The organism is Nitrospirota bacterium, from assembly GCA_016214845.1.
GTDB lineage: Bacteria > Nitrospirota > Thermodesulfovibrionia > UBA6902 > UBA6902 > SURF-23.
Genome location: JACRMS010000014.1, coordinates 39,165 through 52,563 on the forward strand (window position 1 = coordinate 39,165; position 13,399 = coordinate 52,563).

Annotated in this window: 17 protein-coding genes; 6 read left to right on the forward strand and 11 right to left on the reverse strand. The window is 47.4% G+C overall.

What is annotated here, in order from left to right; genetic code table 11:
- Positions 1-8 precede the first annotated feature (8 nt).
- Positions 9-410, forward strand: a complete 402-nt coding sequence (locus tag HZB61_03380; GenBank protein ID MBI5055642.1) for an NUDIX hydrolase — start codon at positions 9-11, stop codon at positions 408-410.
- Positions 411-485: 75 nt separating this feature from the next.
- Here HZB61_03380 and HZB61_03385 read toward each other — a convergent pair whose 3' ends face one another.
- Positions 486-917 carry a PaaI family thioesterase gene (locus HZB61_03385; GenBank protein MBI5055643.1) on the reverse strand — a complete coding sequence of 144 codons (432 nt, stop codon included), beginning with the start codon at positions 915-917 and terminating at the stop codon, positions 486-488.
- Positions 907-1,494 carry a MarC family protein gene (locus HZB61_03390; GenBank protein MBI5055644.1) on the reverse strand — a complete coding sequence of 196 codons (588 nt, stop codon included), beginning with the start codon at positions 1,492-1,494 and terminating at the stop codon, positions 907-909. The genes HZB61_03385 and HZB61_03390 overlap by 11 nt, the downstream gene beginning before the upstream one ends.
- Before the next feature lie 130 nt (positions 1,495-1,624).
- Here HZB61_03390 and HZB61_03395 point away from each other — a divergent pair, with 130 nt between their 5' ends.
- The 3 genes from HZB61_03395 to HZB61_03405 all read left to right on the forward strand — a co-directional run bounded on the left by HZB61_03395 (position 1,625) and on the right by HZB61_03405 (position 4,852).
- Entirely contained in the window at positions 1,625-2,518 is an 894-nt protein-coding gene (locus tag HZB61_03395; GenBank protein ID MBI5055645.1) for a TIGR02757 family protein, read from the forward strand.
- A 158-nt stretch (positions 2,519-2,676) separates the two neighbouring features.
- A complete protein-coding gene (locus HZB61_03400; GenBank protein MBI5055646.1) occupies positions 2,677-3,348 on the forward strand; it encodes a c-type cytochrome in 672 nt (223 codons plus the stop codon).
- 136 nt (positions 3,349-3,484) lie between these two features.
- Positions 3,485-4,852: a cbb3-type cytochrome c oxidase subunit I gene (locus HZB61_03405; protein ID MBI5055647.1), complete on the forward strand. Its 1,368-nt coding sequence runs from the start codon at positions 3,485-3,487 to the stop codon at positions 4,850-4,852.
- A gap of 296 nt (positions 4,853-5,148) precedes the next feature.
- Here HZB61_03405 and HZB61_03410 read toward each other — a convergent pair whose 3' ends face one another.
- Positions 5,149-5,691 (reverse strand): HPP family protein, encoded by a 543-nt coding sequence (locus tag HZB61_03410; protein ID MBI5055648.1) that lies wholly within the window; start codon positions 5,689-5,691, stop codon positions 5,149-5,151.
- A 28-nt stretch (positions 5,692-5,719) separates the two neighbouring features.
- Positions 5,720-6,355: a CBS domain-containing protein gene (locus tag HZB61_03415; protein MBI5055649.1), complete on the reverse strand. Its 636-nt coding sequence runs from the start codon at positions 6,353-6,355 to the stop codon at positions 5,720-5,722.
- Between the two features lie 52 nt (positions 6,356-6,407).
- Here HZB61_03415 and HZB61_03420 point away from each other — a divergent pair, with 52 nt between their 5' ends.
- Together HZB61_03420 and HZB61_03425 are read left to right on the forward strand one after the other, a co-directional pair.
- Complete coding sequence (locus HZB61_03420) at positions 6,408-7,376, forward strand: 4Fe-4S binding protein (GenBank protein MBI5055650.1); 969 nt, start codon at positions 6,408-6,410, stop codon at positions 7,374-7,376.
- A 127-nt stretch (positions 7,377-7,503) separates the two neighbouring features.
- Positions 7,504-7,797: an antibiotic biosynthesis monooxygenase gene (locus HZB61_03425; GenBank protein ID MBI5055651.1), complete on the forward strand. Its 294-nt coding sequence runs from the start codon at positions 7,504-7,506 to the stop codon at positions 7,795-7,797.
- Positions 7,798-7,803: 6 nt separating this feature from the next.
- On the opposite strand, the gene HZB61_03430 is transcribed toward HZB61_03425, so the two are convergent.
- The 7 genes from HZB61_03430 to HZB61_03460 are packed head-to-tail and all read right to left on the reverse strand — an operon-like array spanning position 7,804 to position 13,395.
- Complete coding sequence (locus tag HZB61_03430; GenBank protein MBI5055652.1) at positions 7,804-8,151, reverse strand: DUF488 domain-containing protein; 348 nt, start codon at positions 8,149-8,151, stop codon at positions 7,804-7,806.
- Positions 8,152-8,179: 28 nt separating this feature from the next.
- A complete protein-coding gene (locus tag HZB61_03435; protein MBI5055653.1) occupies positions 8,180-9,421 on the reverse strand; it encodes a cytochrome C in 1,242 nt (413 codons plus the stop codon).
- Complete coding sequence (locus tag HZB61_03440; protein ID MBI5055654.1) at positions 9,418-9,936, reverse strand: TlpA family protein disulfide reductase; 519 nt, start codon at positions 9,934-9,936, stop codon at positions 9,418-9,420. The genes HZB61_03435 and HZB61_03440 overlap by 4 nt, the downstream gene beginning before the upstream one ends.
- Complete coding sequence (locus tag HZB61_03445; GenBank protein MBI5055655.1) at positions 9,933-10,760, reverse strand: ABC transporter permease subunit; 828 nt, start codon at positions 10,758-10,760, stop codon at positions 9,933-9,935. The genes HZB61_03440 and HZB61_03445 overlap by 4 nt, the downstream gene beginning before the upstream one ends.
- A complete protein-coding gene (locus tag HZB61_03450) occupies positions 10,760-11,404 on the reverse strand; it encodes an ABC transporter ATP-binding protein (GenBank protein ID MBI5055656.1) in 645 nt (214 codons plus the stop codon). Before HZB61_03450 ends, HZB61_03445 begins: the two co-directional genes overlap by 1 nt.
- 10 nt (positions 11,405-11,414) lie before the next feature.
- Positions 11,415-12,326 carry a 4Fe-4S binding protein gene (locus HZB61_03455; protein MBI5055657.1) on the reverse strand — a complete coding sequence of 304 codons (912 nt, stop codon included), beginning with the start codon at positions 12,324-12,326 and terminating at the stop codon, positions 11,415-11,417.
- Positions 12,327-12,330: 4 nt separating this feature from the next.
- Entirely contained in the window at positions 12,331-13,395 is a 1,065-nt protein-coding gene (locus HZB61_03460) for a hypothetical protein (GenBank protein ID MBI5055658.1), read from the reverse strand.
- Positions 13,396-13,399: the final 4 nt, after the last annotated feature.

Genomic DNA, 13,399 nt, shown 5'->3' on the forward strand with positions numbered 1-13,399 from the left:
ACTCCCCCATGGAACCCAAACCTAAAAACCCGCTTCTTACAGTTGACGCGATCATCGAAATTGAAGGCGGGATAGTGCTCATCAAAAGGAAAAACCCTCCGCCGGGATGGGCGATACCCGGAGGTTTCGTCGATTACGGAGAACCGCTTGAGGACGCCGTGTGCCGGGAGGCAAAGGAAGAGACAGGACTTGATATCAGGCTTGTCAGACAGTTTCACACATACTCAGCCCCCGGACGGGACCCGAGGCACCACACAGTATCCACGATTTTCATTGCCACTGCAACAGGCAAACCGGAGGCGGGCGATGACGCAGGAGAGGCAAAGATTTTTACAAGAGACAACCTACCCAATGATATCGCCTTTGACCACAGACAGATTCTCGAGGATTATTTCAGCGGTAAGTATTAGTTAAAAACAAATCCGCAGATTTTGCAGATTGCTCAGATTAAATAAAAAACTTTTTGTAATTGGGGAGGCACTCTGTCATGAGTTTTGATATTTTATATTTTGTGAAACTTTCATCAGCTTCCCGGTAGCGTCGGCAACGATCACACCGTCTTTTGTCTCTGCTTTTGCGTAAGCTTCAAGTATTTTTTTCGTCACCCTGGTCATCTCCGCATGAACAATTATTTTCTCGCCTATGCCTAATGCCTTTTTCAGGCGGATGTCCATCTGCGCGGTGACGGCGGGCATACCCAGTTCAATCGCGAGCTTGACCATTGCCTCGTCAAGAAGTGTCGAAATTATTCCGCCGTGGACGATATTGAAATATCCCTGGTGTTCTTTCTTCGGGATGAATTCCGTCTTTATGGTTTTTCCGTCAAAAGAAAAATCGAGCTTCAATCCGACCGGGTTCTTCTTCCCGCACACAAAACAGTATTGGTCGTCAATGAGTTCCATTTTGTTATTTGACAAGGTGCTCAACCCCGAGGCGGATCATCATCACGGCAATAGAGGCCAGAAGGATCGCCATGATCTTTGAAAGCGCGACGATGCCGTTCTTGCCGATCATGTGAGTTATCTTTTCCGCATGAACAAATGTCCCCCATACTATAAGTAAATTCAGGACAAGAGATATCACGGTCGGGGCAATGCCGTAGTGGTCGATCAGGACGAGCAGTGTGGTCAGGACTGCGGGACCGACTATCAAAGGCACGCCGATGGGGACAACGCCGACCGTGTCTTCAACCTTCCTGCGCTCGCCGCCGTATCGCAGGAGATCAAGCACGGCTATGACCAGAAGGACAAGCCCGCCTGCTATCTTGAAGTCGTCGACAGTAATGCCCAATATTCTGAAGATCACCTCTCCGACCGCGACAAAGGCAAGGCTTACGGCAAGCGCGGTCACTATCGATTGTTTGACGATCAGTTTTTTTTCAGCCCCGGATATCTCGCTGGTAACCGCGATGAATACCGGCAGAACAGCAAACACATCCATCGCTACAAAAATGGGTATAAACGTCATCGGCAGATTTGTTAAGGCTTCGAGCATATGTAGATTATAATTGGAAATGTGGAATTGGTCAAAAAAAGAGGGAATGTATTGAAACATTCCCTCTTTAAATAAATGTCACACCCATGTGGGAACTGGTTGAGATATAGCCTGTGTTAGAATATGAACTATGCCGATTCGATTAAAATCTGGATCTCCTCTCAAGGAAACCCTCGACAAATTCTACGATGAATATGATTTCAGGGAGCGGATCAAGCACGACCCGATCGAGTTTCCTCACAGGTATTCCAGGCCTGAAGATATAGAAGTCGCAGGCTTTATCGCGTCATGTTTTGCTTATGGAAAGGTCGGCCTTTTCAAGCCTGTGATAGAAAAAATCCTCAAGCCAGGCGGGAAACACCCCGCAGGCTTTATCAGGGATTTCGATCTGCAAAGAGACAAGAAGTCTCTTCACGGGATCAGCTACAGGTTCAATAAGGAGAAGGACGTCCTCTGCCTCATATATATTTTGAATCAGACTCTGGGCGAATTCGGTTCGCTGAAAAATCTGTTTTATCACAGTTACAACCCCTCTGCGTCTCCCCTTGCCAAGGGGCGAATTAAAGAGGGGGATGAAGATATCGGCCCTGCGCTTAGTGAATTTGTAAATTATTTATTAAGCATTGACACATCTCCTGTTTACGGAAAGAACATCAAACCGGACGGAGTGAAGCAGCTTTTCCCCTCGCCTGAAAACGGCAGCGCGTGCAAGCGCGTGAACCTTTTTCTGAGATGGATGGTAAGGAGAAAAGATATCGACTTCGGCATCTGGAACAAAATCACGCCTTCTAAATTGATCATTCCTCTTGATGTCCACATCGCAAGGATCTCAAGGTGCCTCGGCCTGACAAAGAGAAAAGCCTCCGACTGGAAGACGGCAAAAGAGATAACCAGGGCATTGAAAAAGTTTGACCCCGATGACCCTCTCAAATACGATTTCGCCCTCTGTCATCAGGGCATATCACGCATGTGCAGAGGGGAAAAATTCAAAGACACCTGCACAGCGTGCGCGATCATATCTTAACAATGTAGGGGCGGGTTTTAAACCCGCCCCTACCCCCTTGCCCCTCTATATGATTTAAATCATATGACGCAAATCATTTCCTGATAAAGAGGAAGTAGTGTATAAAAATATCATCTGAAAGTTTTGTATTTAAAAAAATTAAAAAGGAGGTTTTCTCTATGAGTACTAATGCTGCAAAAAATCTGTTCATCTACGGCAGCCTGCTCTGCTTCATCGTTCTTATTGTGCTCACCATTGACACAATGGGAACTCTGGACAAGAGGGCGCCTGTAATTACAGACCAGGTAGACGCCGGCAAAAAGGTCTGGCACAAGTATGACTGCATCGGCTGCCACACTATCCTGGGCAACGGTTCATACTTTGCCCCTGACATGACAAAGGCGGTTGAACGCAAGCCGAAAGGGTATTTGAAAAAATTTATAATGGACCCAAGGACGATAAAAGCTGATTCAGCTATGCCGGTGCTTGGGATATCTGAACAAGAAGCTGACGACCTAATAGCTTTCCTTGACTGGATTGCTAAAGTAGACACCAACGGCTGGCCGCCGAAACCTATTCTCATAGCGGCTGCTGCTGGCAAGGCGGCAACTCCGGGGCAGGTGCTTTTTCAGCAAAATGACTGCTCGGCATGTCATCAGATCCAGGGGTTAGGCGGCACAGCAGGGCCTGACCTTACACGCATAGGTCTGAAACACGCTGATATCGAATGGCATATCAAGCATCTCAAAAACCCTGAATCTGTTGTCCCGAAATCCGCAATGCCGGACTTTGCCCATTTGAACGATGAGGATTTGAGGGCCCTGGCAGAGTACATGGTCACATTGAAATAGTTACCACAAATGAACACGAATAAACACGAATGAAAAAAACAAATTTAAATGTGAGCGAAAATCCGGGCTGGTCTCTTTCGAGACAATTCGTGAAGATTCGTGGCTTAAAAAACTCAAATCGGTTACGGAGGAAATAATGAAATATCAAAGTCAGAAAATAGCAGTCAACTTTTACACGGCTGCATTGCTGCTCTTTGCCGTGCAAGTTGTAGTAGGCATAATTGCGGCGCTGCAATTTATGTGGCCGGATTTCTTTATCCTTAACTTCAACACCATTCGCACATTGCATATCAATGCGCTGGTTGTTTGGCTGCTGATGGGAATGATGGGCGCGACGTATTATGTAGTCACTGAGGAATCGGAAACAGAGTTGTGGAGCATTCCGCTGGCGCAGCTTCAATTCTGGGCAACCGTAATTGCTGTAAGCGCTGTTGTTATCGGATATATTGTGATGGGCTTGTTCCCACAGGCGAACATCGAAGTGTTCGGCACACAGTTACTGAACGAAGGCCGGGAATACATCGAGGCGCCGAGATGGGCGGACATACTGATCGTGGTATCAGTGCTCCTGTTTTTGTTTAACTGCCTCATGACGGTTTTTAAAACCAGAAAGTTTACCGCGGTGCAAGGCGTACTGCTTGGAGGCCTGACCTTCCTGGCGCTCATGTACCTGCCTGGAATGTTTTACACAAAGAGCATGGTGAAAGACCAGTTCTGGTGGTGGTGGGTAGTGCATCTCTGGGTTGAAGGCTCCTGGGAATTGATCGCAGCCGCGCTCCTTGCATTCATGCTGCACAAACTCCTTGGCGCTGAAGTCAGGGTGTTAGCCAAATGGATGTATATCGAGACCGGCCTCGTTCTTTTTACAGGCATACTCGGCCTCGGACACCATTACTACTGGATAGGCACACCTAAGTACTGGCTATGGGTCGGCGGCTTCTTCAGCTCACTTGAACCGATACCATTACTGCTGATGGTGTGGGACGCCTTCAGGACCACGCGTGAAACACGCGTAGCTGTGCCAAATAAAATTGGATTGTACCTGACTGTTGCTCATGCGATATTTAATTTTGTCGGTGCGGGCCTCTGGGGAGTGATACATACACTTCCGCAAGTGAATAAATGGACCCACGGCACGCAGTTGACAACAGCACACGGGCACCTTGCCTTTTACGGGGCATATGTACTTTTAATTGTTGCAATGATCTACGTTACCCTGCCGTCAATAAGGGGCGTAAAGGAATTCAACCAGTCAAAGGGTTATCTCGCCTTCTGGTGGATGACGATCTCAATGGTTTTTATAGTGATAACAATAACAGGCGCCGGAATGGTCCAGACATATCTTGAGCGGCTTCTCGGCCTTGATTATGTAACGGTAAAAGCCAGCTACAATCTCTGGTTCTGGATTTTCAGGGCGATCTTCGGTGTGGGCTTTCTTGTCGGCGTGTTGATACTTGTTGCTGATTTTTTCACTCTCGGCAAGAAACCTTTACCTGCAAAATAAAATTATGACCCCTCCATCCTCAAAGAAAAAGGCCAGGCAGCAATGCCTGGCCTTTCTCTCCTGTAAATAATTAAATCCGCAGATTACGCAGATTTCACAGATTGTTATGAAATCACAAATTCATTGCCTTCTTTGTCATTGGGAGCGCACGAAGGATGCGTGGCAATCTGAATATTAAAAGGCGAGATTGCTTGGCTCGCAATGACAATATTTGTGGATGGGTTAAGCAAAGATTTTTTTATCTGTGTAATCTGCGAAATCTGTGGCGGAAATTTTTTTATTTTTCCTGCGGTAGCCTAAAACCAGTACTCGGGATATCTTCTATTTTTGGAGAGGTTATTTATCAGGAGGGCAATTACTAAAAGGATAAGCGCGCCGAGTCCTGCCGGAATAAAGGCGTAAAGAAAGCCGAGGTCATGTATCTTTTTGCCGCCGATAACGGCGATCAATGCGGTTGCGCCGCCCGGGGGGTGAAGTGTCTTTGTAAGAAGCATGGCCGCAATGGCAAGAGATACCGCTAATGACGAGGCCATCCAGATTGTGTCACCAAAGAGATTATAGCAGGCAACTCCTGCAAGGCCGGATATTACGTGACCGCCAATCAGGTTTCTCGGCTGGGCGAGAGGGCTCTTTATCGCGCCATATGCAAGCACCGCTGATGCGCCGAACGAGCCGATTAAAAGAGTTGAATCCCTCGGTTCGAAATAATTAAAAGACAGATAGCCGCATATACCAATACCAGCGGCAGAGCCGAGCCCTGACCAGAGTATCTCCGTGAATGCAACTCCCGGCGGACTCTGCGCCCCGCCCTTCATCTTTAGAAAATATTCTTTTACCATTTAAAGAAATTTTTGAATAATGTCTGCATTATTTTGCAGACCCGATTGCTCTGACTATATCCGCGCGTGAGATGACGCCGATGAGCCTGTTCTCTTCATCAACTACAGGAAGCCTCTTGATCCTCTTTTCATCGAGGATTCTTGCCGCTTCTTTTATGTCATCATCAGCTTTTGCGGTAATCGCGGGAGAGGTCATGATGTCTTTAACTTTATTGCCTTCCCTGCGTTCAGGCAGCGGCTCTCCGAATATGTGTCTCAAAATATCTTTAAACGTGTGACCTTTTTTCATTCCGGCAGTGGACAGGATGTCCGCCTCAGAGACAACGCCGATGACAATGTTTTCTTCATCTACAACCGGCAGCCCGCTTATATTATGTTCTGAAAGAAGCCTCGCCGCCTCATGGAAATCATTGTCTTTTTTGACGGCGATTACGTTCCCGGTCATTATCTCGCCGACGGTGGTCCTGGCAGCGAGCCTCTGCCCCACGTGTTTCAGCGCTATTTCGTAAATCTTTCTCAGGTCTTCCTCAGTGACATCGATATAGGTTTTCATCTCACTGAGCGCTGCCCGTAAGTCTTCTTCGGAAATATTGCAGTCTTTTTGCGAATCGTCCATAACACTATTATCATCAAAACAGATGGATTTTCTTATGACGAAAATCATAGTTATGATTTAGCTCATGGCATCGCTTCTTCTTTAAATGGTATAAAAAAACATGAAGCTTACCGTTTACAGGAGGACCACCCAGGCAGCGTTCATACTTTTCATACTCCTCATGCCGGTCTTAAACATCTTCCGCTATGACGTGGATGCGAGGGCATTGATAGTCTTCGGTAATGTGTGGAGTCTCGGTCTGCCTCAGGGGTTTTATACTGACCGCAGTATCACAGGGTCGCTTCATGTGGCTTTGCGTTTTTTTCTCAAGGCGATACTGCCGTGGATATTGATTTTATCCGTATTCCCGCTTCTCGGCACGCTTACCGGGAGGTCCTTCTGCGGCTGGTTCTGCCCGGAGGGCGCGGTGTTCGAGCTTTTCGATTTCTTAACGGTAAAGATCTTCGGCAGGAGAAGCCTGTTCACAAAAAGGCCCAATGACCCCGGAGAACATGCGAAGAACAGGATGCCCTGCATAATCCTTTCTCTATTCTGTATGATCGCCATTCCGCTTTTTACCGGCATCATGCTTACGGGTTATTTTGTGGCCCCCCGGACAGTGTGGGGGCAGATAATGAACTGGGATTTTACATTCGGCGTGAAGGCGGGGATCATCGGGGTTTCCATCTATCTTTTCATCTCCGCGATGATCGTCCGTCATACACTGTGTAAATATATATGCGGCGCCGGGCTTATGCAGATGTTATTCGGATGGGCCAGCCCCGTTTCATTAAGAATAAAAACAGACCCCGCGAAACTGGGCGCGTGCACGGACTGCAGGCAATGCGAAAAGGTATGCTTTATGAATGTAAAACCGAGGCTGCTTAGAAAAGATATAAATTGCGTAAACTGCGGCGAATGTATCTCCGCGTGCACTAAGGAGCTGGGTAAAGAGAAATGTATATTCAGCTTCGCGCAATCAAGGCATTGCGCCCTGCCTTCAAAAGAACCCGTCAGGAAAGCGGAAGATCCGCCGTTGAATTTCAACAAGCAGCTCAGTGATGAACACCGCGCGAAAACCTTCCGTTAATTTTCATTAGCATGTTTAATGAATGCAGAACAATTATTTATTAGACAACAGCCATGAACTTTGTGGTATACAAAATGAGCTTCATTTTCTAAAATAGCCGCAAATATTCATTCAAGGAGGACTTATCATGGCTTTCGTTTGTTTACGGTATAAGATTGAGAATTACAAGAAATGGAAAACCGCTTTCAATGACGCCTTTGAGATGCGGAAGAAGTGCGGCGAAAGGAGTTGCCGCGTTTTCCGAAGCTCGGACAATCCGAATGAAATGGTCCTTCTACAGGAGTGGGGCAGTGCCGCCAGCGCCCGGAGGTTCATGAAGCTTAAAGAAGTGCGGCAGTGCATGGAAAAGGCCGGGATAGTCGGGAAACGCGAAATCATTTTTTTAAAAGAAGTCCCGCAGTCGGACCAATCAGTACAGTAATACCTGTTACTGACGTTTTGAAAGCACTTCCTTCAGCACAACTGCATTGTTATGTTCGATGTCCTTTGCGGCAAATAAAAGCGTAACGGTCCCCTTTCTTAATTCTTCACGGAGCAGCTTCAAAAGCGCCGGCCTGTCTTTGAGTTCTTCTCTGTACCGTTTTCGAAACTCCGGCCATTTGGCGGGACCATGCGAAAACCATTTCCTCAGCTCATTGCCCGGCGCGATGTCCTTCAGCCACAGATCAATTTTGGCATCCTCTTTTTTGATCCCCCTCGGCCAGAGCCTGTCGACGAGGACCCTCCGGCCGTCGCTGGGGGAAGGAGGATCGTATATTCTTTTTAACCTGACCATTGGATTTTGATTCCAGATGCGTTCTTTTCTATTTCGCTTCCCTGCGCATATCTCTTTCGAGTATCCTGATCAGCATCAACTCTTTTTTCATATTTGTCAGGCCGTACCAGTTTACATAATCAGGATTGGAATGCAATGCGCCCTGAAAGGTCTTCATGCGGTGCTCATAAAACATGTCATTCAATCTTTTTTCGATCATGGACGGTTCGTCAGGCAATTTGAACAGGTCAGGGAAGGCATGAACATAGTCCGGCGGTTTTCTGAGCAAGCCCTCTTTGTATAAGGACGCAACAATGCCGATCGCCTCTGCCATTATCTGATCGGCCTGTTTGATCACCCCTTCAGCCCTTTCAATCTCTGCCTTAACAAAATTAATGGAATGGCACTGATTGCATGCCTTCTCCATTTTGTCACGTTCCTTCTGCCAATCTTCATGTGTAATGCGCAGAAGGTCAGCTTCCTTCCATATATCAAGGCGCGGCGCAGGCCTTCCGTCAGGATCAAGCAAACCGAGCCCTTTGAGAATGGCGGCCTGATCATCAGCCCACTGACTGTCTCCGTAAGATGGGAGCCTCACGGCGAAAAAACCCCACCCCGAGCTGACTGTATGATTGCCGTCCTGCATATGGCAGGTCTGGCAAGTGGGGGCGGAAACCTCTTCGGGAAGGGTCTTGCTCTGCTTCAGCAGGTATCTGACACCGTGCTTTGAAGATGAATATATCTGCCACTGCGGATTGTCGCCGCCGCTGTGGCAGGGGTTACACGCCTGCGGCTCTCTTGCTTCCTTCACGGAAAAGAGATGACGGGTGTGGCATGAGTCGCATGAAGCAACACCGAATTTCCTGCCTGCTTTTTTCAACACCATGATCTCCGTTTCTGTTTTCAATCCTATCTTATGACAGTCGGCGCACATATCAATGTCACCCTCTCCCGCAACCAACTGAAAATGCGCGGTCGGCAAAGCCTTCATCGCCGTCCAGGCCTTTTCGTGCTTGCCGCTTTTGAACTGCCGGACCCGTTCCTTATGGCAGGGGGCGCATGTTTCTATCGTGGGGATCAGAACATTTGCGGTGTCTTTAGCGGACTTGTGTCCGTCCCCGTGACACGCTGAACAGTCAATGCCCTTTTTGCTGTGCCTGCTCGCCTTCCAGTCAGAGACAATATTGGGCGTGGTCTTTCTGTGGCAGTTGACACATATTTGAGCGAAGACAACTGCAGTAAAGATCAGGCATCCCGAGATGATCATGATTATCAGAATAATTTTTTTCATAATAAACTCCCGATAATTTTCTCATACACCTTCCCTTCCACTTCACCAAAGAATGTTTCCTTGACAACGCCGTTTCTATCAACCACGTAAGTGGTGGGCGAGCTGACAAAACCGTATCTTTTCGCGGCCACGGAATAGAGATCAAGAAGAACAGGATAAGTGACCGTCATGCCGGAAAGAAATCCTTCCACATCCTCTTTGGGCTGTCCCACATTTATTGCAAGGACAACAAAACCGTTATCTTTGTATTTGTTGAATACCGTCTCAATGGCCGGCATCTCCCTGACACAGTGATGGCACATGGCCTTCCAGAAACGTATCATGACAACCTTGCCTCTAAAGTCATCGGGGAAAGCCACTTTATTGCCTTTTAAATCAGGCAGTGCAATATCCGGAGCTTGATCTCCGGCGGAAAGAGCAAGGAGAAGAGGGCAAAGGACGATGATGATAATAGCAAGTGCAGTTGTCTTTTTATTCTGACTACTAACTACTATCTTCCGCCTTCTGACTTTCATAAAATGTCCCTCCTGCTGAATACCAAATAACCGCTAAAAGCCGTCAGGAATCCCAGTGCCAATGGATAGGCAATGCCGAACAATATAAAACCTGTCTTGCCGAAATGATCCAGGATAAACCACGATGCCGGGCCGAGCATTGTCAGGTCAGGGTCAAAAAGCGCCATTGAAGCGACCCTGAAGTCCTGAAGTGGGTTAAGAAGGGCAATGCTTATTATAAGCTCAGGGTTTACCTGCTTCTGAAGGAATACCCCTATCAGGACTATATCGATAAACAGAACGAGTATCAGCCATGAAAAGAACGCAATGCCCAGTCCTGTTTCCTGCCGGTTGACCAGAGAGGATATCAGCATCCCGATGCCGAGGAAACACCATGACATGGAGACCAGGAGGCAGCAGTATGTGATAAAGATCTTAAGATCGATGTTCAGCCCCTTTATCCCCGCCCAGAGGGCAGCCAATAACATTGCTGCTAAAATTGGAACGAGGATGACGATGAACCTTCCGGCAATTTTTCCCCAGAAAAAATTACTGAAAGAGACAGGCATTGACAGGAAGTATTCAAGGACACTGGATTCTTTGTCTCCCACAATCGAGCGGACAGTGGTCATCAGGATAAAGATCGGCAGGACAACTACACAGAGCTGGAAATATGTTAACAGGAGCCTGCTTATTCCCGTGAAGCCCATGATCTGTGATTCAGTGATGCCGGTCAGAAAAAGGACTATCACCGCGCCTCCGAAAACAAGCGCATAGAGCCAGAACCATTTGGACGTTATTGAATCCTTAAGCTCGGTCTTTGTTATGAGCAGGAAAGTGTTCATCATGTTTTTGCCGTTCCCGTGTCCCGCGCGATCTTTCCGTAATCCATTTCAATGATCCGGCTGGAAAGAAAACTCAGTTCATCCGCTCTGTGACTTGTAAGAATGACTGTCGTATCTTTTGAGCACCCGGAAAGAAGGTCATAGAATATCTTTCTGCTCTCAGGGTCAAGATTTGAAGTCGGCTCATCCATAAGGATGATATCGTTCCCCCTCCCGGCTGCAATGGATATCATCACCTTCTGTTTCATGCCTCCAGAAAGCTTCATGAAATTTTTATTGACGTCGCCTTCTTTATCAAGGTTAAGGGCGTTTGCGGTCTCCATAATAATCTCAGGCTGTTTGCCGGACATGGCGGCGGCATATTGCATGAGGTCAGCCACTTTCATATTTACCGGCGGGGGAGTTTGAGGCACATATCCGACCCTTTTTAAAATGTCCACCCGGCTCTTGCGGGTATCCATACCGTCGATACTCAATTTCCCGTCGAATGTGTAAAGTCCCAGAAGGCAGCGTATGAAGGTGGTCTTTCCCGAGCCGTTGTGTCCCACGAAAACCACCCTCTCCCCCCTTGATATGGTCAGATTAATATTGTCCAGTACACATCGCCTGCCGAATGATTTTCTCAGACCCTCCGCGATTATCAAACGTTTCTCCTTATCCTGGCTCCTGACTACTGACTACTGATTTCTTTTTCCTGATCAGTACGGGGCATTTATCCTCATCCCAGAAATTCACCTGACACTCAAGGCAGCTTAGACATTCCCTGCTGTTAATAAATCCGTTAGCACTGATCGCGTCAGGCTTGCATGTCCTGGGGCATATCCTGCAGTTCCGGCAGAAATCATATCTCCTGAGCTTTATGAACGGAATAAATTTAAGAAAGGAAGGCATCGCGATCGCAGCGCCGAGAGGGCAGAGGTACCGGCAGAACGCCCTGTAGATTATGACCGAGCCTGCCGTGAGTATCACAAAATATGCGACAAAGTACCACTGCCTTTTCAGTTTAAGAATAAAGGTCCTGAAGGGCTCGATCTCCGTAAGATATTCGGCAAGGAAGAAATTATAAAAGCCTATCCCGATTATTACGACAAACAGCACATACTTCAGATATATCAGTTTCCAGTGGACCTTTTCAGGCAGGCTTAATCTGAATTTCGAGACCTTGTCGTAGAGTTTATTTAAAAGCTCGAGCATTGCGCCGTAGGGACACAGCCATCCGCAGAATACACCTCTCCCCCAGACAAACATGGTCAGGACAATAAACGCAAAGGACAGAAATACAAAGGGCTCAAGAAGGAAAAGTCCGAGTGGGAACTGTTTGCTTTCTGCCGCTGTGTGCAATATCAGGATATTCGCCGTAGACGGCTGCGCCTTAAGTGCTATTCCTCCGTATACGAATGAGACGCACAAGATACTGTACTTGATCAGGTCCAGCGCGGTCTTATTTTTTACAACCCTGTCCTTGAAGATCATCGTGAGAAGTATTATCAGCAGGAAGACTGAAAAGGCGATGATATGCCCGATCTTCTCCTGCCAGACCTGTAACCAAAGCTGCTCAGAGTCCATTTTATTATTTCTCTAAAAATTGCTCCGGGATTTTATATTCAGCGCTGAAGGTCCTGTATGTTTTTTTGCCTCCCACGTAATAGGGCAGGATAAGATTAAGCTTAAAGGGATCGGCCTGCTCAAAATCTTTCTCCTTAATATAAAACACACCGCCTTCCCTGACCGGGGGCGCGCCTTTGGCGTTTATGTCAGGCGCGTTCTCATAATCCTCTCCCGTAAAGAATATTTTCCTGCCGCCCTGTTCAAGTTCAAAGGTGCTGAATATCCCTCCGTAGGCAAAGCCCGTGCCTTTAAAAGAGCCGGCCTGTGCGGCGATGAATATTGCCGAGTCCTCAGGCCTCAGCTCTTTTACGGTCTCATTATAGGTTCTGTCTCCGAGGATATTCCTCCCGATCGAAGGAGGCGTCACAACACCAAAATACAGGTTGATGTAAACATCTTCTCCCTTTAAGCCGAGTGCGCTGTTTTTGACGGTAATATTTTTAAGCGCCCCGGAACTTAACAGTTCATCCCATGAAAGGGCGGAATATTTTTTACTGATCCTGCCCGCCTGCTTCTTTGCGGTCTTTTCAAGGCCCGTTGCGTCCGCAACACCCCTCGCGCTTCCGAGTATGGTTGCTGTCTGTACAACAGCGGTGACAGTGGCCCCGGTAATTGCGTCCATGGTTACCTCCCTGCCGACTGTCAGGGTGTCTTTTATATTCCTGCCGACATATTGTTTTAAGAACTTATTGTAGTCTTCATCGCTGATCCCTATCATGAAAATAGGCTCCGAATAAGCAATGATCTTCACGCCCGTTAATACCCCGTTAGTGTCCATGCCGATAAGTGTCTCCAGGGGCTTGCTTGAATAACCGACAAGTTTCGGCGTCCAGTCCATTGACAAAAAGACATATCCCGCAAGCTTGCCGTCCTTATGGCCCTCCCAATAGCCTTTTTTGGGAACAAACTTGTCCGCGGCAAGAACGTCTTCGGGTTTATATTTAAACCTTCGTTCTACAAATCCGTCTCCTGTAAGCGGAAGACAAAGACTGACAAACAGAAATAATAACAGCCAACATCTTTTCATGATC

What these genes read in the sequence shown, in the direction of transcription:
- HZB61_03380 (MBI5055642.1), top strand. Translation starts at nt 9, where the DNA reads ATGGAACCCAAACCTAAAAACCCGCTTCTTACAGTTGACGCGATCATC.
- HZB61_03440 (MBI5055654.1), bottom strand. Translation starts at nt 9,936, where the DNA reads ATGAAAGTCAGAAGGCGGAAGATAGTAGTTAGTAGTCAGAATAAAAAG.
- HZB61_03390 (MBI5055644.1), bottom strand. Translation starts at nt 1,494, where the DNA reads ATGCTCGAAGCCTTAACAAATCTGCCGATGACGTTTATACCCATTTTT.
- HZB61_03455 (MBI5055657.1), bottom strand. Translation starts at nt 12,326, where the DNA reads ATGGACTCTGAGCAGCTTTGGTTACAGGTCTGGCAGGAGAAGATCGGG.
- HZB61_03435 (MBI5055653.1), bottom strand. Translation starts at nt 9,421, where the DNA reads ATGAAAAAAATTATTCTGATAATCATGATCATCTCGGGATGCCTGATC.
- HZB61_03400 (MBI5055646.1), top strand. Translation starts at nt 2,677, where the DNA reads ATGAGTACTAATGCTGCAAAAAATCTGTTCATCTACGGCAGCCTGCTC.
- HZB61_03395 (MBI5055645.1), top strand. Translation starts at nt 1,625, where the DNA reads ATGCCGATTCGATTAAAATCTGGATCTCCTCTCAAGGAAACCCTCGAC.
- HZB61_03430 (MBI5055652.1), bottom strand. Translation starts at nt 8,151, where the DNA reads ATGGTCAGGTTAAAAAGAATATACGATCCTCCTTCCCCCAGCGACGGC.
- HZB61_03425 (MBI5055651.1), top strand. Translation starts at nt 7,504, where the DNA reads ATGGCTTTCGTTTGTTTACGGTATAAGATTGAGAATTACAAGAAATGG.
- HZB61_03460 (MBI5055658.1), bottom strand. Translation starts at nt 13,395, where the DNA reads ATGAAAAGATGTTGGCTGTTATTATTTCTGTTTGTCAGTCTTTGTCTT.
- HZB61_03405 (MBI5055647.1), top strand. Translation starts at nt 3,485, where the DNA reads ATGAAATATCAAAGTCAGAAAATAGCAGTCAACTTTTACACGGCTGCA.
- HZB61_03420 (MBI5055650.1), top strand. Translation starts at nt 6,408, where the DNA reads ATGAAGCTTACCGTTTACAGGAGGACCACCCAGGCAGCGTTCATACTT.
- HZB61_03415 (MBI5055649.1), bottom strand. Translation starts at nt 6,355, where the DNA reads ATGATTTTCGTCATAAGAAAATCCATCTGTTTTGATGATAATAGTGTT.
- HZB61_03445 (MBI5055655.1), bottom strand. Translation starts at nt 10,760, where the DNA reads ATGAACACTTTCCTGCTCATAACAAAGACCGAGCTTAAGGATTCAATA.
- HZB61_03410 (MBI5055648.1), bottom strand. Translation starts at nt 5,691, where the DNA reads ATGGTAAAAGAATATTTTCTAAAGATGAAGGGCGGGGCGCAGAGTCCG.